General features: G+C 68.0%; 16 protein-coding genes and 1 riboswitch. Of the genes, 7 read left to right on the top strand and 9 right to left on the bottom strand.

What is annotated here, in order from left to right:
• From BMZ19_RS22515 to BMZ19_RS06850, 3 genes are all read left to right on the top strand, one after another.
• A partial coding sequence (locus BMZ19_RS22515; protein WP_139214643.1) for a hybrid sensor histidine kinase/response regulator occupies positions 1–3,090 on the top strand: 3,090 nt, incomplete at its 5' end.
• The gene (locus BMZ19_RS06855) at positions 3,083–4,105 is read left to right on the top strand and encodes a chemotaxis protein CheB (RefSeq protein ID WP_090308828.1); all 1,023 of its coding nucleotides are present in this window, start codon (positions 3,083–3,085) and stop codon (positions 4,103–4,105) included. The genes BMZ19_RS22515 and BMZ19_RS06855, both read left to right, overlap by 8 nt.
• Before the next feature lie 28 nt (positions 4,106–4,133).
• Positions 4,134–4,610, top strand: coding sequence for a chemotaxis protein CheW (locus BMZ19_RS06850; protein WP_090308825.1), 477 nt, complete (start codon positions 4,134–4,136; stop codon positions 4,608–4,610).
• A gap of 63 nt (positions 4,611–4,673) precedes the next feature.
• Here the strand turns inward: BMZ19_RS06850 and BMZ19_RS06845 are convergent, their stop codons facing one another.
• The gene (locus BMZ19_RS06845) at positions 4,674–5,393 is read right to left on the bottom strand and encodes a 16S rRNA (uracil(1498)-N(3))-methyltransferase (RefSeq protein WP_090308823.1); all 720 of its coding nucleotides are present in this window, start codon (positions 5,391–5,393) and stop codon (positions 4,674–4,676) included.
• A 163-nt stretch (positions 5,394–5,556) separates the two neighbouring features.
• A complete protein-coding gene (locus BMZ19_RS06840) occupies positions 5,557–6,963 on the bottom strand; it encodes an adenosylmethionine--8-amino-7-oxononanoate transaminase (protein WP_090308820.1) in 1,407 nt (468 codons plus the stop codon).
• 213 nt (positions 6,964–7,176) lie between these two features.
• Between BMZ19_RS06840 and BMZ19_RS06835 the strand changes: the two genes are divergently transcribed.
• From BMZ19_RS06835 to BMZ19_RS22335, 3 genes are all read left to right on the top strand, one after another.
• Positions 7,177–7,731 (top strand): cytochrome b, encoded by a 555-nt coding sequence (locus tag BMZ19_RS06835; protein WP_090308818.1) that lies wholly within the window; start codon positions 7,177–7,179, stop codon positions 7,729–7,731.
• A 26-nt stretch (positions 7,732–7,757) separates the two neighbouring features.
• The gene (locus tag BMZ19_RS06830; protein WP_090308815.1) at positions 7,758–8,333 is read left to right on the top strand and encodes a YceI family protein; all 576 of its coding nucleotides are present in this window, start codon (positions 7,758–7,760) and stop codon (positions 8,331–8,333) included.
• Between the two features lie 115 nt (positions 8,334–8,448).
• Positions 8,449–9,084 (top strand): potassium channel family protein, encoded by a 636-nt coding sequence (locus tag BMZ19_RS22335; RefSeq protein ID WP_170847714.1) that lies wholly within the window; start codon positions 8,449–8,451, stop codon positions 9,082–9,084.
• A 64-nt stretch (positions 9,085–9,148) separates the two neighbouring features.
• Here BMZ19_RS22335 and rhlE2 read toward each other — a convergent pair whose 3' ends face one another.
• The 3 genes from rhlE2 to ahcY form a co-directional block, all read right to left on the bottom strand.
• Entirely contained in the window at positions 9,149–11,113 is a 1,965-nt protein-coding gene (gene rhlE2 / locus BMZ19_RS06820) for an RNA helicase RhlE2 (RefSeq protein WP_090308811.1), read from the bottom strand.
• Positions 11,114–11,313: 200 nt separating this feature from the next.
• The gene (metF, locus tag BMZ19_RS06815) at positions 11,314–12,159 is read right to left on the bottom strand and encodes a methylenetetrahydrofolate reductase [NAD(P)H] (protein WP_090308808.1); all 846 of its coding nucleotides are present in this window, start codon (positions 12,157–12,159) and stop codon (positions 11,314–11,316) included.
• A 139-nt stretch (positions 12,160–12,298) separates the two neighbouring features.
• Positions 12,299–13,705: an adenosylhomocysteinase gene (gene ahcY, locus BMZ19_RS06810; protein WP_090308806.1), complete on the bottom strand. Its 1,407-nt coding sequence runs from the start codon at positions 13,703–13,705 to the stop codon at positions 12,299–12,301.
• Between the two features lie 8 nt (positions 13,706–13,713).
• A riboswitch (S-adenosyl-L-homocysteine riboswitch) is annotated at positions 13,714–13,838 on the bottom strand.
• A 196-nt stretch (positions 13,839–14,034) separates the two neighbouring features.
• On the opposite strand from ahcY, the gene BMZ19_RS06805 reads away from it, so the two are divergent.
• The gene (locus tag BMZ19_RS06805) at positions 14,035–14,481 is read left to right on the top strand and encodes a c-type cytochrome (RefSeq protein WP_090308802.1); all 447 of its coding nucleotides are present in this window, start codon (positions 14,035–14,037) and stop codon (positions 14,479–14,481) included.
• Here the strand turns inward: BMZ19_RS06805 and ligB are convergent.
• The 4 genes from ligB to dctP all read right to left on the bottom strand — a co-directional run bounded on the left by ligB (position 14,478) and on the right by dctP (position 19,360).
• On the bottom strand, positions 14,478–16,175 hold the full coding sequence (ligB, locus tag BMZ19_RS06800) for an NAD-dependent DNA ligase LigB (RefSeq protein ID WP_090308800.1): 1,698 nt from the start codon (positions 16,173–16,175) through the stop codon (positions 14,478–14,480). The two genes, BMZ19_RS06805 and ligB, sit on opposite strands and share 4 nt — an antisense overlap.
• Before the next feature lie 174 nt (positions 16,176–16,349).
• Positions 16,350–17,633: a C4-dicarboxylate TRAP transporter large permease protein DctM gene (gene dctM, locus BMZ19_RS06795; RefSeq protein ID WP_090308796.1), complete on the bottom strand. Its 1,284-nt coding sequence runs from the start codon at positions 17,631–17,633 to the stop codon at positions 16,350–16,352.
• Positions 17,630–18,262 (bottom strand): TRAP transporter small permease, encoded by a 633-nt coding sequence (locus BMZ19_RS06790; protein WP_090308794.1) that lies wholly within the window; start codon positions 18,260–18,262, stop codon positions 17,630–17,632. Before BMZ19_RS06790 ends, dctM begins: the two co-directional genes overlap by 4 nt.
• A 102-nt stretch (positions 18,263–18,364) precedes the next feature.
• Positions 18,365–19,360 (bottom strand): C4-dicarboxylate TRAP substrate-binding protein DctP, encoded by a 996-nt coding sequence (gene dctP, locus BMZ19_RS06785; RefSeq protein WP_090308791.1) that lies wholly within the window; start codon positions 19,358–19,360, stop codon positions 18,365–18,367.
• Positions 19,361–19,533: the final 173 nt, after the last annotated feature.

Below are 19,533 nucleotides of genomic sequence, written 5' to 3'. Positions count from 1 at the left end.
GAAGCCGAAGCCGAAGCCGAAGCCGAAGCCGAAGCCGAAGCCGAAGCCGCGCCCGAGACTGCCGCAAACGCTTGGCCGGAGTTGTTGCTCGACGCGCCGGATGCACCGTTGCAGGTCCCGTCGGCACCAGTCGCCGCTGCCACATTCAACACGCCGACCCCAGCGCCGCAGGCCCAGGGTTACGCGCCCCAGGCGGCGATGGCGGACAGCCTAGTGGCCGAGCGCGATCCCGAGCTGGTGGAGATCTTCCTCGAGGAAGGCTTCGACATCCTCGAGTCGGCAGGCGAGGCCCTGCAGCGCTGGCTCGAGGCCGGTGCCAAGGGGCCGGGCCTAGATGCCCTGCAGCGCGATCTGCACACCCTCAAGGGGGGCGCGCGGATGGCCGAGATCGGCGAAATCGGCGATCTGGCCCATGAACTGGAATATCTCTACGAAGGTCTTGGCGACGGCCGGCTACAGGCTGAAAACTCACTGTTCGGTGTGCTGCACGACTGCCACGATCGTCTGGCAATGATGCTCGAGGCCCTGCGCAGCGGTGACGCGCTGCCTGACGGTGCGCAGCAGATCGAGTTGATCCGTCGTTTCCGCCAGCAGGCTCAGCTCGGCACTGATGCCCGCCAGATTGAGGCCTTCGCTGCCACCGAGCCCGCCGCAGAGGCCGAGCCGGTTGCAGACATTGCAGAACAAGCACCGGCACCCACCGCGCCGTCGCAGGCTCCAGCGGCCGATCTGGAGCATCAGGGCGCCTACATGACCCCTGCGCTCAGCGATAGCGAAGTGCTGTCGATCTTCCTCGACGAGGCCGGCGACCAGCTGGAGGCCCTGGAAGGGGCGCTGGGGCGCTGGGAAAGCAGTGCTGCGGTACCGCTGGATGATCTGCGCAGTCTGCTGTACACCCTCAAGGGCGGAGCCCAGCTGGCGCGCCAGCAGCCGCTGGTGGAGTTGAGCCAGAGCCTGGAAGAGAGCCTGCTGGAAGCCGGCGACGAGAGTGCACGCAATGCCCTGCTGCCGGTGCTGCAGGCCGGCTACGAAGGACTGATGGCGGGCGTCGAGCAACTGCGCGCGCTGTTGCCGGCAACCGCGGCGCCCGCCGATGCCGGCCCGCTCAGCCTGGCGTCGACTCCGCGGGTGCAGGTCGAGCCGCTGGTGCAGCGCATCCTGCCGCTCTCGGCCGTGGCGCCGCACAAGGTGCTGCCGTTCGTCCAGCGTGCCCAGCAGATGGCCGCCGAGGCTGCCGCACAGCGTGCTCCGCAGGAGCTGGTCAAGGTGCCGGCCGAACTGCTCGAGGCGCTGGTCAACCTCGCCGGTGAGACCTCGATCTTCCGCGGCCGCATCGAGCAGCAGGTCAACGATACCGCGTTCACCCTCGGCGAGATGGAAGCGACCATCGAGCGGGTGCGCGACCAGCTGCGCCGTCTGGATATCGAGACCCAGGCGCAGATCCTCTCGCGCTACCAGGCGGTGAACGAACGCGCCGGCTACGAAGACTTCGACCTGCTGGAAATGGATCGCTACTCGCAGCTGCAGCAACTGTCGCGCGCGCTGTTCGAGTCTGCCTCCGACCTGCTCGACCTCAAGGAAACCCTGACCGCGCGCAACCGTGACGCGGAAACCCTGCTGCTGCAGCAGGCGCGGGTCAACACCGAGCTGCAGGAAGGTCTGATGCGCACCCGCATGGTGCCGTTCGACCGCCTGGTGCCGCGCCTGCGCCGCATCGTGCGCCAGGTCGCCGGTGAGCTGGGCAAGCAGGTCGAGCTGGTGGTGCAGAACGCCGAAGGCGAGATGGACCGCAGCGTGCTGGAAGGCATGGTGGCGCCGCTGGAGCACATGCTGCGCAATGCCGTCGACCACGGTATCGAAGCCATCGAGGCGCGGCGTGCCGCCGGCAAGCCGGATCTCGGCACCATCCGCCTGAGCCTGAGCCGCGAGGGCGGCGACATCCTGCTGACCCTGGCCGACGACGGTGCCGGGGTGAACATCGCGGCGGTGCGCAGGAAGGCCGTCGAGCGCGGCCTGATGGCTGCCGATGCCGGGTTGTCGGACTACGAGGTGCTGCAGTTCATCCTCGAGGCCGGCTTCTCCACGGCGGCCCAGGTCACCCAGATCTCCGGGCGTGGCGTCGGCATGGACGTGGTGGCCTCCGGGGTCAAGCAGTTGGGCGGCAGCGTCAGCATCGATTCGGTCAGCGGGCAGGGGACGCGCTTCCTGGTGCGTCTGCCGTTCACCGTGTCGGTCAACCGCGCGCTGATGGTGCTATCCGGCGAGGACCTCTACGCCATTCCGCTGAACACCGTCGAAGGTATCGTGCGCATCTCGCCGTTCGAGCTGGAAGGCTACTACCAGCCGGATGCGCCGCGCTTCGAGTATGCCGGTCAGCAGTACGAGGTGAAGTACCTTGGCGAGCTGCTCAACAACGGCCAGCGGCCCAAACTGACCGGGCAGAGCTTGCCGCTGCCGGTGGTGCTGGTGCGCTCCGCCGAATACGCCACGGCAGTGCAGGTGGACAGCCTGGCCGGTTCGCGCGAGATCGTAGTGAAGAGCCTCGGCGCGCAGTTCTCGGCGGTGCATGGCATCTCCGGCGCGACCATCCTCGGCGATGGCCGGGTGGTGGTGATTCTCGACCTGCTGGCCACTCTGCGTGCGCGCCAGGCCCAGCAGCTGCCGCGGCATGCCGGCTCCGCCCGTCCGGGTGCCGAGAGCGTCGACAAGCAGCGCCCGCCGCTGGTCATGGTGGTCGACGATTCGGTCACCGTGCGCAAGGTGACCACGCGCCTGCTGGAACGCAACGGCATGGACGTGGTGACCGCCAAGGACGGCATCGACGCCATCGCCCAGCTGCAGGAGGTGCTGCCGGACGTGATGCTGCTGGACATCGAGATGCCGCGCATGGACGGCTTCGAGGTGGCCACCCTGGTGCGTCACGACGAGCGCCTCAAGGATCTGCCGATCATCATGATCACTTCGCGAACCGGTGAGAAACACCGTGAACGTGCGCTGGCCATCGGCGTCAACCAGTACCTCGGCAAGCCCTATCAGGAAGCGTTGCTGCTGGAGCACATCAACCAGCAACTGGTGCAACGTCATGACTGAGCGCAGCAGCGGCCGCGTTGCGGTCATCGCCGATACTTCGCTGCAGCGCCATGTGCTGCAGCAGGCCCTGCTCGCCAACGGCTATCAGGTGCTGCTCAACAGTGACCCACAGCGCCTGGATGAGGAGCAGTTGCGGGCCTGCACGCCGGACCTGTGGCTGGTCGACCTGGCCCAGCTGGAGGACTCGCCGCTGATCGACCTGCTGCTCGATCAAGCCACGGCGCCGGTGCTGTTCGGCGAGGGGCAGGCCCCCGAGCGCAGCTCCGAACACTACCCGCGCTGGGAGCGGCGTCTGGTCGGCAAGCTCAAACGTCTGGTCGGCGATCCGGCCCGGGCGGTCGGCCCGAGCCTGGAGATGCTGCTCAACCAGGCCCAGCGTCCGGCCCGCCTCAATCTGCCGGACTCGCTGAGCAGTTCCGGGCTGGCGATTGGCCAGCCGGCCCGCGAGGTCTGGCTGCTGGCCGCTTCGCTGGGTGGTCCGGAGGCGGTCAAGGAGTTTCTCGATGCCCTGCCCGGCGGCCTGCCGCTGGGCCTGGTCTATGCCCAGCACATCGATGCCTCGTTCGAGCAGCGCCTGCCGCAGGCCGTCGGGCGCCACAGCCAGTGGCCGGTGAACCTGGCCCGCGATGGCGACTGGGTGCGTTGCGGCGAAGTGGTGGTGGCGCCGATCAGCCAGGAACTGGCGTTTGCCGAGGATGGGCGCATGCAGCTGCATGCCCGTCCCTGGCCGGAGCCCTACAGTCCGTCGATCGACCAGATGATGCTCAACCTCGCCCAGCAGTTCCCGTCCTGCTGCGGGGTCATCGCCTTCAGCGGCATGGGCAGCGACGGCAGTGCCGCCGCCGCCTACGTGCGTCGCCAGGGGGGGCTGATCTGGACCCAGCAGGCCGACAGTTGCGCCTGCCCGAGCATGCCCGACAGCCTGCGCGAGGGTGGCTACAGCAGTTTCAGCGCGTCGCCGCGCGAGCTGGCCGAAGCGCTGGTGGCGCGGTTGGCCGAGCAGTACGACCAGTGATCCGCGCCGCCGTTATCAGGAGTCAGCCATGAGCCAAGCCCCCGTTGCCGGCCAATCGCCGCAAACCCTCAACAGCCTGTTGCTGCCGCTGACCGACCGCAGCCTGCTGCTGCCCAGTGTGGCATTGGCCGAGCTGATCAACCAGCGCCCGGTCGAGCCGCGGCCCGGCACGCCCGACTGGTATCTGGGCGACATCGTCTGGCGCGACCTGCGTCTGCCGCTGCTGTCCTTTGAGACTGCCTCGAATGGCGCCGTGCCAGCGGCTCCCAGCGCGGGCGCCCGCGTCGCGGTGATCAACGCCATCGGTGGTCGGCCGCACCTGAAGTTCTACGCCCTGCTGGTGCAGGGCATCCCGCGCCCGCAGAAGCTCGACACTGGCCTGGCGCCGGCCGGTGCGCCGCTGGCGGCGCTCGAGCTGGACTCGGCGCTGGTCGAGGGTACTGTGGCGCGGATTCCCGACCTGGTGGCGCTGGAGCAGAAGCTGGCGGACATCGGCCTGATCTGAGCTGTGCCTACCGTCAACGAACAGGCCCGTGCAAGCGGGCCTGTTCGTTTGTGCGGACAGCGATCAGAAGTCGCCCCACAGCTGCTGGGCCACGCTGAGCGCCACCACCGGAGCGGTTTCGGTGCGTAGCACGCGCGGGCCGAGGCGGGCGGGGTGATAGCCGGCTTGCTGCGCCAGCTGCACCTCCGCATCGCTCAGTCCGCCTTCCGGGCCGATCAGGAAGGCCAGCGAGGCCGGGCGGGCATGGCTGGCTAGCGGTTCGGCGACCGGGTGCAGCACCAGCTTCAGGTCGGCGGCGGTCTGCGCCAGCCAGTCATCCAGGCCGAGCGATGGGTTGATCGTCGGCACCCGCGAGCGGCCGCACTGCTCGCAGGCGCTGATGGCGATCTGCCGCCAGTGGGCCAGGCGCTTGTCGGCGCGCTCGTCCTTCAGGCGCACTTCGCAGCGCTCGCTGACCAGCGGGGTGATCTCGGCCACGCCCAGTTCGGTGGCCTTCTGGATCGCCCAGTCCATGCGCTCGCCCCGCGACAGGCCCTGGCCCAGGTGGATGCGCAGCGGCGATTCGGTCTGGCCGGCGAACTGCTCGCGCAGCTCCACCTGCACACTTTTCTTGCCCACCTCGACCAGCTCGCCGACGAACTCCTGGCCGCTGCCGTCGAACAGCTGCACGGCATCGCCGACGGCGAGGCGCAGGACGCGGCCGATGTAGTGGGCCTGGGCTTCCGGCAGCGGGTGCTGGCCGAGGGAGAGGGGGAGGTCGACAAAGAAACGGGATAGGCGCATGGGACGTGTGTGGCAGGCAGCAAGGGGAAGGCGGCAAGCTTAACCGCTGATTGCGCACAGCAGTAGGGGGCCGGCGCATTGCGGCTGCGCAGCGGGCAGGCGGGTTGCGGATGAGGCCGAGACCCCCGCCACCCGCCCAGCCGCTGTGCGCTCAGCTGGGTAGCTATCCCGGATCGCGGAACTCGGCCGGCGCGCCGGCCGGCACCGCCACGCTGACCCGCGCGCGGGTGGCCAGGTCGATACCCTCGGTGGCCACCTCGGCGAGGAAGTCGATCTGCTCGGGGGTGATCACGTAGGGCGGCAGGAAATACACCACGCTGCCCAGCGGGCGCAGCAGGGCGCCGCGGCCCAGGGCATGCTGGTATACCGCCAGGCCGCGGCGCTGCTGCCACGGGTAGGCGGTCTTGCTGGCCTTGTCTTCGACCATCTCGATGGCCACGGCCATGCCGGTCTGGCGAACCTCGGCGACGTGCGGGTGGTCCTGCAGATGCGCGGTGGCGCTGGCCATGCGCGCGCTGAGGGCCTTGTTCCGCTCGATGACGTTGTCCTCGGCGAAGATGTCGAGGGTCGCCAGGGCGGCGGCGCAGGCCAGCGGGTTGCCGGTGTAGGTGTGCGAGTGGAGGAAGGCGCGCAGGGTTGCATAGTCGGCGTAGAACGCCTGGTAGACGGTGTCGGTAGTCAGCACCGCGGCCATCGGCAGGTAGCCGCCGGTCAGCGCTTTGGACAGGCAGAGGAAGTCCGGGGTGATACCGGCCTGCTCGCAGGCGAACAGCGTGCCGGTGCGGCCGAAGCCGACGGCGATCTCGTCGGCGATCAGATGCACGCCATGGCGGTCGCAGGCCTCGCGCAGCAAAGTGAGGTAGATGGGATGGTACATGCGCATGCCGCCGGCCCCCTGGATCAGCGGCTCGACGATCACCGCGGCGATCTCGCCGTGATGCTCGGCCAGGGTCTGCTCCATGTGGGCGAACATGGTCTGCGAATGCTCCTCCCAGCTGACCCCTTCGGGGCGGTGGTAGCAGTCCGGGCTGGGCACCTTGAAGGTGTCCAGCAGCAGCGGCTTGTAGGTGTCGGTGAACAGCGCCACGTCGCCCACCGACATGGCCGCGACGGTTTCGCCGTGATAGCTGTTGGTCAGGGTGACGAAGCGCTTCTTGCCCTCGTGGCCGCAGTTGCGCCAGTAGTGGAAGCTCATCTTCAGCGCCACCTCGATGCCCGAGGAGCCGTTGTCGGCGTAGAACACCCGGTCGAGCCCCGGCGGGGTGATCGCCACCAGGCGCTCGGACAGCTCGATCACCGGCTGATGGCTGAAGCCGGCGAGCATCACGTGCTCGAGCTGGTCGACCTGGGCCTTGATGCGGGCGCCGATGCGCGGATTGGCGTGGCCGAACACGTTGACCCACCAGGAGCTGACCGCATCGAGGTAGCGCTTGCCGTCGAAGTCCTCCAGCCAGACGCCTTCGCCGCGGCGGATCGGGATCAGTGGCAGCTGCTCGTGATCCTTCATCTGCGTGCAGGGGTGCCAGAGCACGGCAAGGTCGCGCTCCATCCATTGCTGGTTGCGGCTCATCGGCGGCGCTCCTCGGCTGGGTTGGGCAGGGCGCACAGTGTAGCCGCTGGCGCCCTGCGCTGGGCAGTCCGGGTCGTGTGCCGACGCTCCGAGGCCGGCTGGTGAGCCTGCTTAACAATCAACATTTTGAATTCTTATCACCGAGAATTTCCGCTTTAAATCGATGGGTTTGTTGTTAGTCTTGCCTCCACGGTTTTAACGGGAACTCTTCTCATGCACTGGCGCAATTCCGCCCGGCGTTACGGGCTGTTCAGCATTCTCCTGCACTGGGGCTCGGCCCTGGCAGTGTTCGGTCTGTTCGGCCTCGGCCTGTGGATGGTCGGCTTGGACTACTACAGCAGCTGGTATCGCCGCGCTCCCGACCTGCACAAGAGCATCGGTATCCTGCTGCTGCTCGCCACGCTGCTGCGCCTGCTCTGGCGCTTCGCCAGCCCGCCGCCGCCGGCGCTGTCCAGCTACAGCGCGCTGACCCGCAAGGGTGCCGCACTGATGCACGGCCTGCTGTACCTCGGCCTGTTCGCCCTGATGTTCTCCGGCTACCTGATCTCCACCGCCGACGGCCGTGGCATCGAGGTATTCGGCTGGTTCACGGTGCCGGCGACGCTGAGCGGCATCGATGGCCAGGAAGACATCGCCGGCGTCGTCCACCTGTGGCTGGCCTGGGGGCTGATCGGCATGGCTGCGCTGCACGCGCTGGCCGCGCTCAAACACCATTTCATCGACCGCGACGCGACCCTGAGCCAGATGCTCGGCCGCGAGCGCGACTGACCCTGCAACTGAAACGGAGTCCAAACATGCTGAAAAAATCCCTGCTGGTGCTGAGCCTCGGTTCCCTGCTGTTCGGTGCCCAGGCCATGGCCGCCGAATACAAGATCGACAAGGAAGGCCAGCATGCCTTCGTCAACTTCAAGATCAGCCACCTCGGCTACAGCTGGCTGTACGGCACCTTCAAGGACTTCGACGGTGCCTTCAGCTTCGACGCCGCCAAGCCGGAGGAGAGCAAGGTGCAGGTCGAGCTGAAGACCACCAGCGTCGACTCCAACCATGCCGAGCGCGACAAGCACCTGCGCAGCGCCGATTTCCTCAACGTCGCCAAGCACCCGACCGCGACCTTCGCCTCCACCGGCGTGAAGTCCACCGGCGAGGGCACCGCCGACATCAGCGGCAACCTGACCCTCAACGGCGTGACCAAGCCGGTGGTGATCGCCGCCAAGTTCATCGGCGAAGGCCAGGACCCGTGGGGCGGCTACCGCGCCGGCTTCGAGGGTAGCACCAAGCTCAAGCTGAAGGACTTCGCCATCCAGAAGGACCTCGGCCCGGCCTCCTCGGAAGTCGAGCTGATCATCTCGGTGGAAGGCGTGCGTCAGTAAGCTTCGCTGCGCCAGCCGAACGCCGCCTCTCGGGGCGGCGTTCGCGTTTCTGCTGGCTGGACGCCGCAGGGCGCCTTCTGCAGACTCGGTACCTGTCCTTGCCTGGATTGCCCGTGTGAACGACATCCTGCTCCGCTACCGCTTCCGCCTGCTGCTGGTCGCCAGTGTCCTGCTGACCCTGGTGATGGGCTGGCCCGCACCGCCGCTGTGGCTGGAGTGGGGCTGCCTGCTCGGCCTGGTGCTGGCCGGGATCAACACCCTGCGCCACAAGCGCCTGTTCCAGCAGCTGGCGTTGTGGATCGGAGGGGTCAACCTGCTGCTGCTTGGCCTCGACCAACTGATCGTGCTGCCGCAGGCGCTGAGCGATGGTCTGGGTCTGATCGCCTTCTATCTGCTGCTCTGCGCCACCCTGTTCCACCGGGTCACCGGCGAGCGGCCGGTGACCAAGGAGCTGCTCTACGGTCTGTGCGCGCTGTACCTGCAGCTGGGCATGGCCTTTGCTTTCGCCTTTCAGGTGGTCAGTGGTCTGGTGCCGGGAGCGTTCAACAGCGTCGACAAGCTGCTGCTGGATGATTTCGTCTACTACAGCCTGGCGACCCTGACCACGGTCGGCTATGGCGACATCCACGCCATTGCGCCGGCGGCACGCCTGCTGGCCGGCGCCGAGGCGGTGATGGGGGTGATGTTCATCGCCCTGCTGGTGGCGCGCAGCCTGGCGTTGATGCACGAGGAGGACGAGGAGGAGCTGTAGCCCTCGGCCACGCAGACAGCAAAACGCCGACCCTGGGGTCGGCGTTTTGCGTTGCGGCTGCTGCTTACTTGTTGCGGGTGAGCAGGGCCGGCTTCTCGCTGCGTGCGCGGTTTTCCTGCTCGAGCTGCTCGAGCTGCTCGGCGGTCGGCAGGCGGTCGCTGCGCGACGGCTTGTGGACGATTACCGGCTGGGTGTCGCGAGGGCTGCGCACGGCTGCCGGTTCGCGCAGGGCCGGCTCGCGCAGCAGGCTGTCGCGCGAGCGCTGGCCGATGTCACGTGGTGCACGGCTCTTGCCGCCGGTGTTGTTCTGCCGTCCGCCGCCCGGCTTGCCGGTATTGCTGCGCGGGGCTGCCGCGGCCGGGCGTGCGCCTCCTGCGGTGGCCGGCTTGCCGGCGCTGGCGCCAGTACCCGTAGCGGCGCCTGCCGGACGGCGGCCGCGGCTCTGGTTCTTGCCCTGGTAGGGGCTGACGTACTCGACGCTGTTGCCGAAGTTGTCGTACTCGTCGTCGAGGAAGGCTTCCGGGTCGCGGTCGGGACGGGTCGGCAGCGGCAGCTCACCGGGGGCCAGCTGGATGGCCGCCGGCTTGGGGCCGCGGCGCTCGCTGCGGCCCTGCTCCTGACCCTGGCCGCCACGACGATTGCGTGACTTGTCGCCAGTCTGCTCGGCGGCGCCGGCGCTGCGCGCGGGGCGCTCGCCGCGGGGCTTGCTGGCGCTCTGCTCGCTGCGTGCGGGCTGGGCGGCCTTGTCGCCCTTGGGCTTGTCGCTGCGTTCGGCGCGCGGACGCTCCTTGCGCTCGTTGGGCAGGTCCTTGCGACCACGGCCGTGGGCCGGGCGCGGCGGACGATCGTCGCTCTCGCTCGGGCCGCTGTCGACCACCTGGCTGGGGTCGAAGCCCAGCATGTCGCCTTCGGGAATGCGCTGCTTGGTCAGGCGCTCGATGGCCTTGAGCAGCTTGTCCTCGTCCGGGGAGACCAGCGAGACCGCCTCGCCGCTGCGCCCGGCACGGCCGGTACGACCGATGCGGTGGACGTAGTCTTCCTCGACGTTGGGCAGCTCGTAGTTGACCACGTGGGGCAGCTGGTCGATGTCCAGGCCACGGGCGGCGATGTCAGTCGCCACCAGGATGCGCACTTCATTGGCCTTGAAGTCGGCCAGTGCCTTGGTGCGCGCGTTCTGGCTCTTGTTGCCATGGATCGCGGCGGCCGGCAGGCCCTGCTTGCACAGGTACTCGGCCAGGCGGTTGGCGCCGTGCTTGGTGCGGGTGAACACCAGCACCTGCTCCCAGGCGCCGACGGTCACCAGGTGGGCGAGCAGGGCGCGCTTCTGGGTAGCGCCGATGCGGAACATGCGCTGCTCGATGCGCTCCACCGTGGTGTTCGGCGGGGTGACCTCGATGCGCTCGGGGTTGTGCAGCAGCTTGCCGGCCAGGTCGGTGATGTCCTTGGAGAAGGTCGCCGAGAACAGCAGGTTCTGCCGCTTGTTCGGCAGCTTGGCGAGCACCTTCTTCACGTCATGGATGAAACCCATGTCGAGCATGCGGTCGGCTTCGTCGAGGACGAGGATTTCCACGTGACCGAGGTCGATGGCCTTCTGGTTGGCCAGGTCGAGCAGACGGCCGGGGCAGGCGACCAGCACGTCGACGCCCTTGGATAGCGCCTGGACCTGCGGGTTCATGCCGACGCCACCGAAGATGCAGGCGCTTTTCAGCGGTACATCGCGGGCGTACAGCTTGAAGCTGTCGTGCACCTGGGCGGCCAGCTCGCGGGTCGGAGTCAGTACCAGTACGCGCGGCTGGCGCGGGGCATGGCGGTGTTCGCGGTCGGGATGGCCGCCCGGAAACAGCAGTTCGAGCACCGGCAGGGCGAAGCCGCCGGTCTTGCCGGTGCCAGTCTGCGCGGCGACCATCAGGTCGCGGCCCTGCAGGACGGCGGGAATGGCGCGTTGCTGCACCGGGGTCGGCTGGGTGTAGCCGGCGGCCTCGACGGCGCGAGCCAGGGCCTCGGAGAGACCGAGGGAAGTAAAGGACATGCGGGGTTCCTGTTTCATGTCGGCAACCCGCCGACTCGGGGGGGATCGGCCCGGCAGTTGGCCGGTGGATCCCGCGCGCATCATCATCGGCTGCGAACAGGGCGCAGGTCAGACCTGCGCCCCCGCCCGACGGCCACCGCCCTGCGCTGGGTGGTGGTCTGGACGGAGGTCCGTAGCATTGTGAGCCGTAAGGCTCGACCTCAGCGTGGCAGCTTGAGGTTGTTCCAGATCGCCAGGCTTGGTTCGGCCTGGTTCAGGGTGTAGAAGTGCAGGCCCGGGGCACCGCCGGCGAGGAGCTTCTCGCACATCTCGGTCACCACCTGTTCGCCGAAGGCCTGGATGCTCTCCAGGTCGTCGCCGTAGGCTTCCAGCTGCTTGCGAATCCAGCGCGGCAGCTCGGCGCCGCAGGCGTCGGAGAAGCGGGCCAGCTTGCTGTAGTTGGTGATCGGCATGATACCCGGGACGATCGGGATTTTGACACCCAGTTTGCGTACGCGTTCCACAAAATAGAAGTAGCAGTCGGCGTTGAAGAAGTACTGGGTGATCGCGCTGTCGGCACCGGCTTGGGCCTTGCGCACGAAGTTGAGCACATCATCCTCGAAACTGCGCGCCTGCGGGTGCACTTCCGGATAGGCGGCGACCTCGATGTGGAAGTGGTCGCCGGTTTCGCTGCGGATGAACTCCACCAGCTCGTTGGCGTAGCGCAGCTCGCCGCTGGCCATGCCCATGCCCGAAGGCAGGTCGCCGCGCAGGGCGACGATGCGCTTGATGCCGGCGTCCTTGTAGGTGTCGAGCAGCTGGCGCAGTTCGGTCTTGCTGTCGCCGACGCAGGACAGGTGCGGTGCGGTGGGCACCTTCACCACGCCGTCCAGCTGCAGCACGGTGTGCAGGGTGCGGTCGCGGGTCGAGCCACCGGCGCCGTAGGTGCAGGAGAAGAAGTCGGGGTTGTAGCCGGCCAACTGGCGGGCCACGGTCATGAGTTTTTCGTGCCCGGCTTCGGTCTTGGTGGGGAAGAACTCGAAGCTGTAGCGGCGTTCCTGGGACATAGATGAGGTCCTTGAGCGTAGGGTGGGCTGGCCGCAGCGCGGCGCAACCCGCCAGGGATGCCGGTGGCATCCCCATTGCCGGCCGGACGGCCGGTCGGTGGGTTGCGGCCTGCGGCCGAACCCACCCTACGGAGTCGTATCAGTAACGATAGCTGTCCGGCTTGAACGGGCCGGAGGCAGCGACGCCGATGTACTCGGCCTGCTTGGCGGTCAGGCGGGTGACCACGCCACCGAAGCCCTTGACCATTTCCAGCGCCACTTCCTCGTCGAGCTTCTTGGGCAGCAGTTCGACGCTGATGCGCGCGGCCTTGTCGGCGGCCGGCAGATCGGCGAAGCGCGCGCCGTACAGGTGGATCTGCGCCAGCACCTGATTGGCGAAGGAGCCGTCCATGATCCGGCTCGGGTGGCCGGTGGCGTTGCCCAGGTTCACCAGGCGGCCTTCGGACAGCAGGATCAGGTAGTCGTCGTTGTGCGGATCGAAACCGTCCTTGCCGGTGCGGTGGATCTTGTGCACCTGCGGCTTGACCTCTTCCCAGGCCCAGTTGGCGCGCATGAAGGCAGTGTCGATCTCGTTGTCGAAGTGGCCGATGTTGCACACCACGGCGCGCTTCTTCAGTGCCTTGAGCATGCCGGCGTCGCAGACGTTGACGTTGCCGGTGGTGGTGACGATCAGGTCGATCTTGCCCAGCAGCGCCTTGTCGATGCTCGCTTCGCTGCCGTCGTTGTCACCGTTCAGGTACGGGGAAACCAGCTCGAAGCCGTCCATGCACGCCTGCATGGCGCAGATCGGGTCGATCTCGCTGACCTTGACGATCATGCCTTCCTGGCGCAGCGACTGCGCCGAGCCCTTGCCCACGTCGCCGTAGCCGATCACCAGCGCCTGCTTGCCGGACAGCAGGTGGTCGGTGCCGCGCTTGATGGCGTCGTTGAGGCTGTGACGGCAGCCATACTTGTTGTCGTTCTTGCTCTTGGTCACCGCGTCGTTGACGTTGATCGCCGGGACTTTCAGGCTGCCGGCCTTGAGCATGTCGAGCAGGCGGTGCACGCCGGTGGTGGTTTCCTCGGTCACGCCGTGGATCTTGTCCAGCATCGCCGGGTAGCGCTCGTGGAGGATCTGGGTCAGGTCACCGCCGTCGTCCAGCACCATGTTGGCTTCCCACGGCTGGCCGTCCTTGAGGATGGTCTGCTCGATGCACCATTCGTACTCTTCCTCGGTCTCGCCCTTCCAGGCGAATACCGGGATGCCGGCGGCGGCGATGGCCGCGGCAGCCTGATCCTGGGTGGAGAAGATGTTGCAGGACGACCAGCGCACTTCGGCGCCGAGGGCGACCAGGGTCTCGATCAGCACCGCGGTCTGGATGGTCATGTGGATGCAGCCGAGGATCTTGGCGCCGGCCAGCGGCTGTTCGCTGGCGTACTTGCGGCGCAGGCCCATCAGGGCCGGCATCTCGGATTCGGCGATGATGATCTCGCGGCGGCCCCAGTCCGCCAGGGCAATGTCGGCAACCTTGTAATCGGCAAAAGCAGCGCTCATGCGTATCTCCATTCGTGATTGGCGAATGGGCGCCGTTGAAGTCAGGAACGGCTGCGTAGTGCATGCCGTGGCGACAGCCCGTCCGAGCCTGACAGGTGGCCGGTGCGACGACCGGCAATGACCTGCTGCAGCGCCCCTCGGACGGGAGGCGGGTGCGGCCGTGGGCCGCAAAGCCCGACGATTATAGCGGTGCGTGGCGCGGCGCCCAAGTTTTCCGTGCGCGCCGCGCCCGGCTGTGGCTGCGAGCGGCGTGCGGCAACCCGTCCCGCCCGGCGGACTTGGCCCGCGTCGGCGATGCGCGGATACTGTCGCGCGTTTCCGCCCCCGACCCGCGAGTTGCCATGATTGCCCGAACCCTGTTGTTGCTGACCCTGTGCGGCCTGACCCTGACTGCCTGCGACCGCGTCGACCCCAACTCGCCGCTGGGCCAGCGCAAGGCCCTGTTCAAGCAGATGCTCAATACCAGCGAGGATCTGGGCGGCATGCTGCGCGGGCGCATCGGCTTCGACGAGCAGCGCTTTGCCGAGGGCGCGGTCAAGCTCGACCAGCTGTCGCGCCAGCCCTGGCAGCACTTCCCGCAGGTGCGCGAGGAGAACAGCAGCGCCCGCGACGAGGTCTGGCAGCGTCAGGAGCGCTTCGACCAACTGGCCCGCGACCTCGAGGCGAGCACCGCCGCGCTGGTCGCCGCCAGCGCCCAGACGCCGCTCAAGACCGCCGCCCTGGCCGCGCCGGTCGACCGCGTGGAGAAGGCCTGCAAGGCCTGCCACGAGGAATTCCGCGTCTACTAAAATCCCGCCACGCCGGTGCTCTGCAGCTGGCGGCGCAGCGCACCCACCTCGGGGTGGGCGAAGAACGCCTGCAGCTGCCGGGCCTGACGCACGCTGGCGCCGGCGGCCTGCCAGTCCGCCTCGCTGCGCATCGCCAGGCTCTGCCAGTCGACGGCCAGCCGGGCATTGCCGCTGGACGGCAGGCCGAGCGCCCTGAGCCAGCGCTCGAACGGTCTCTGCCGGGCCGCCTGCAGGCTGCGCCACACCGTCGCCGCGCGCTGCGCGCCGAAGCCGGGCAGCGCGCCCAGCTGCGCCTCGTCCAGGCTCAGCCAGTCGAGCAGGCCGCGCAGCTGGCCGCTGTCCTGCAGCGTCTGCCAGGTGCCCGGGCCGATGCCGTCCAGCGCCAGTCCCTGGCGGCCGCTGAGCCAGACCAGGCGGGCATGGAACTGCCCGGCGCAACCGGCTTCCTGCGCCTGCCAGCAGCTCAGCGGGTGATGGCGCGCCGGGTCCGGTACGGCCAGCGCCGCACGTTCGTCCGTCTGCCAGACCACGCCATCCAGGCGCGGGATGGTGAGGCCGGCCAGGCGCACCGCGACCTGGTCGCCGGGGCGGATGTCCAGCGCCCGCCAGCGCGCCAGCGAGCCGACGCTGACCCGGGCGATGCGCCGGCCCTCCAGCCGCTGCGGCTCGAGATGCAGCAGCGGGGTGATCCGCCCGCGGCGGCCGATGCGGAACTCCACGGCGCGCACCGCAGCCAGCGCCTGCTCGGCCGGATACTTCCAGGCCACCGCCCAGTGCGGCGGCACCGCCTGCCAGCGCTCGGCCGGCGGCCGCTGACCGTGGCGGATGACCAGGCCGTCGCTGGCGAACGGCAACGGCTGGCGATACCAGTGCTCGCGCCAGCGGGCGATGTCGTCGGCATGGGCGACCGCATGGGTGAACTCCGGGCTGTCGAAACCCAGCCGGCGCAGACCGCCCAGGCGCTCGGCCATCTCCGCCGGGCCGTCCGGCCAGTCCCAGACGAACAGGCCGATGCGTCTGCCTTCCTCCGCGCTCAGCGTCTGACGGGCCAGCAGGCCTGCGACCTTGCCGCGCGCCCCAACGCCGCCGGCCTCGGCCTGCACGTGGCCGTGCAGGCGCCAGTACAGCTCGCCCTGCAGCACCTGGCGGCCGGGGCCGCTGGCCAGCGTGGCGGGAATGGCGGCGATCCGCCGGGCGTTGGCCGTCCAGTCCTGGCCGTGGCGGCCGTCGCCGCGGCTAATCGCCTGCGCCAGCACGCCATCCTGATAGACCAGGCTGACCGCCACGCCGTCGACCTTGGGCTGCACCCACAGGTCGCCTTGTCCGGCGATCCAGGCCTCCATGGCGGCGACATCGTCGAGCTTGGCCAGGCCGGTGTGCGCCACCGGATGTTCGACGGGACCGGCGGCCGCCGCCAGGGCATCCGGCACGCGGGCGGCGGTCGGAAAGCAGCGGCTCCACGCGGCGAGACGGGCGCGCGCCTGATCGTAGAGCGCGTCGTCGACCAGCGACTGGCCGTCGCGGTGATAGGCGCTGTCCCACCGGGTGATTTGGGTGGCGAGGGTGTGCAGTTCGCGCTCGGCACGCTCGGGCGACCAGTCCGGGCAGGCGTCGGCCAGGCAGGCGGTGCAGTGCAGCAGAAGGGGCAGGGCCAGGGCGGCGCCGTGCAGCGCGCGCAGGAGGCGGCGAGGCATTAGGTGAGCGTCCTTGCTCGAGGGAGACCGGAGCTTAGGGGGATTGCCGCGCTGGGCGCGTGATGGCCGTCACAGGCGTGGCAATTGCGCCGGCTGCCGGGATGCTTCGCGCAGGCAAAAAAAGACCCGGCAGAGCCGGGTCAAACGCCTTTCAAGCCAAAACGCACGCTGGAATCAGCTCATCCCCAGCCAGTTGGGCAGCGCCAGCGAGACCGCCGGGATGTAGGTGATGATCACCAGGAAACCGATCAGCATCATCAGCCACGGCATGGCGGCGCGGATCACCGCGCTGACCGGCATGCCAGTGACCGCCGAGGTGACGAACAGGTTGAGGCCGACCGGCGGGGTGATCAGGCCGATCTCCATGTTCACCACCATGATGATGCCGAGGTGGATCGGATCGATGCCCAGCTGCACGGCGATCGGGAACAGGATCGGCGCGAGGATCAGGATGATCGCCGAGGGCTCCATGAAGGCGCCGGCGACCAGCAGCACGATGTTCACCACCAGCAGGAACATCCACGGCGACAGGCCCATGTCGATCACCCAGGAGGTGATGGTCTGCGGGATCTGCTCGGTGGTCAGCACGTGGGCGAACAGCATGGCGTTGGCGATGATGAACATCAGCATGATGCTCAGCTTGCCCGACTCGAGGATCACCTTCGGGCACTCGCGCAGGCTCATGTCCTTGTAGACGAACAGGGCGACGAAGCCGGAGTACACCGCCGCCACGGCGGCCGCCTCGGTGGGGGTGAACATGCCCGAGTAGATGCCGCCGAGGATGATCACCATCAGCAGCAGGCCCCAGATCGCCTTGCGCGCGGCGGACAGCCACTCGCGCACGGAGGCGCGTGGCAGGGCCGGCAAGTTCTTCTTCACCGCGATGATGTAGATCGCCGTCATCAGCACCACGCCGAGCAGGATGCCCGGCACCACGCCGGCCATGAACAGCTTGCCGACCGAGGTCTCGGTGGCCGCGGCGTACACCACCATCACCACCGAGGGCGGGATGAGGATGCCCAGGGTGCCGGCGTTGCAGACGATGCCGGCGCCGAACGCCTGCGGGTAGCCGGAGCGCACCATCCCGGCGATGGCGATCGAGCCGACCGCGGCCACGGTGGCCGGCGAGGAGCCGGACAGGGCGGCGAACAGCATGCAGGCGAACACCGCGCCGATCGCCAGGCCGCCACGGATGTGGCCGACGCAGGCGTTGGCGAAGTCGATCAGCCGGCGCGCCACGCCGCCGGTGGTCATGAAGGCGCCGGCGAGCAGGAAGAACGGGATGGCCAGCAGGGTGTAGTGCTCGGAGGTCTCGAACAGCTTGATCGCCAGCGAGCGCACCGAGTCCGGGCTGAACAGCATGATGGTGACCGAGCCGGCCAGGCCGAGCGACACGGCGATCGGCACGCCGATGAACATCAGCACGAACAGGGCGAGGAACAGGAACAGGATGGTCATTTGTTCAGCTCCTCATGGTCGGTCAGCTTCATGACCTCGGCGGCCTCGTCGGCCAGGCCCAGGCCGGTCTGCTGGTTCTTGAGGATGCGCACGAAGATCTCCAGGAAGCGGATAAACACCATGGCGAAGCCGACCGGCACGATCAGGCCGATGTGCCACTGCTGGACGCCGAAGTGGCCGAGATCCTCGGCGCCGATGGCGGCGGTGAACAGGGTCTGCATCCACTCGAAGCTGCCCACCGCGAGCAGGCCGGCGTAGGCCAGGCAGGCGGTGCAGGCGATCAGGCCGATGACGCGCTGCACCGGCTTGCTGGCCAGCTTGACCAGTGCGTCGACGCCGATGTGGCCGGCGGTGCGCACGCCGTAGGCCAGGCCGAAGAAGATCAGCCAGGCGAACAGCGCCTTGGTCAGCGCGTTGCTCCAGGTCATCGCCTGGGCCAGATCGAGAATGGCGTCGCCGATGGCGAAGAAGAAGTCGCTGGCGCCCTCGAAGCGGTCGCCCAGGCTGTAGAACAGCGTGTACAGGTTGTTGAGGATGACGTAGACGAACGTCACCAGGGTCATGGCCGTCAGCAGAAAGACGATGAAGCCTTCCTCGAAACGATCCCAGACCAGGCGCAAGGCGTTCATGGCAGGTATCTCCGCTGGAAAGAGCGTCGGGGCGGGCGGCGGGCAGCTCTGTGGCTGTCGGCGGCGCCCGCCCCGCGGGCGAACCAATCGCTTGGCTGAAGCTTAGTCGGCAGCGTTGGCGGCTTCGGCGGCCTTGATCAGATCGGCGCCGATCTCGCCTTCGAACTTCTTCCACACCGGCTTCATCGCGTCACGCCACTTGGCGCGTTGCTCGTCGGTCAGGGTGATGATCTCGGTGGTCTTGGCGTCGAGGATGCGCTGCTTGTCGCCCTGGTTGAGGGCCTCGGCCTGCTTGTTCACCTCGACACTGACCTCGTCCATGATCTTGCGCAGCTCGCTACGCACGTCTTCCGGCAGGCCGTTCCAGAACTTGGAGTTGGTGATCACCATGTAGTCGAGCAGACCGTGGTTGGACTCGGTGATGTACTTCTGCACCTCGTGCATCTTCTGCGAGTAGATGTTCGAGTAGGGGTTCTCGGCGCCGTTGACCACGCCGGTCTGCAGGCCCTGGTAGACCTCGGCGAAGCTCATCTTGCGCGGGTTGGCGCGCACCGCCTTGAACTGCTCCTCGAGCACCTGCGAGGCCTGCACGCGGAACTTCAGGCCGCGGGCGTCCTTGGGCTCGTACAGCGGCTTGTTGGCCGACAGTTGCTTGAGGCCGTTGTGCCAGTAGCCCAGGCCGGTGATGCCCTTGTCTTCCATCGAGGTCAGCAGACCCTGGCCGGCGGGGCTGGCCTGGAAGCGGTCGACCGCGGCCATGTCGTCGAACAGGAACGGCAGGTCGAAGATCTGCACGCCCTTGGAGTAGTGCTCGAACTTGGCCAGCGACGGGGCAATGATGTGTACGTCGCCGAGCAGCAGCGCTTCCATTTCCTTGCCGTCACCGAACAGCGAGGAGTTCGGGTAGACCTCGACCTTGACCTTGCCGGCCAGGCGCTCCTCCGCGAGCTGCTTGAACAGCAGGGCACCCTGGCCCTTGGGGGTGTGCTCGGCCACCACGTGGGAGAACTTGATCACGATCGGCTCGGCGGCCTGGGCCAGGCCGGCGATGGTGAGCGAGAGGGCACAGGCGAGTGCCTTGGCAGTCAGCTTGAACATGCGGGTACATCCTCGTTGTTGTGATTGCGCTGCTTGAACGGCGTCACCCGGGCGTCGACCTGTCCGCAGCGGACGACCGGCGGAGGGGGGAAGCCGGCCTTGCGCTGCGGACAGGTCGAGCGCGGGATACCTTGAGCTTAGCAACCGCTATGCCAGCAGCCGGGAATGTGATG

The organism is Pseudomonas linyingensis (genome assembly GCF_900109175.1).
Taxonomy (GTDB): domain Bacteria; phylum Pseudomonadota; class Gammaproteobacteria; order Pseudomonadales; family Pseudomonadaceae; genus Geopseudomonas; species Geopseudomonas linyingensis.
This window is presented reverse-complemented; position numbering and strand designations above follow the sequence as displayed.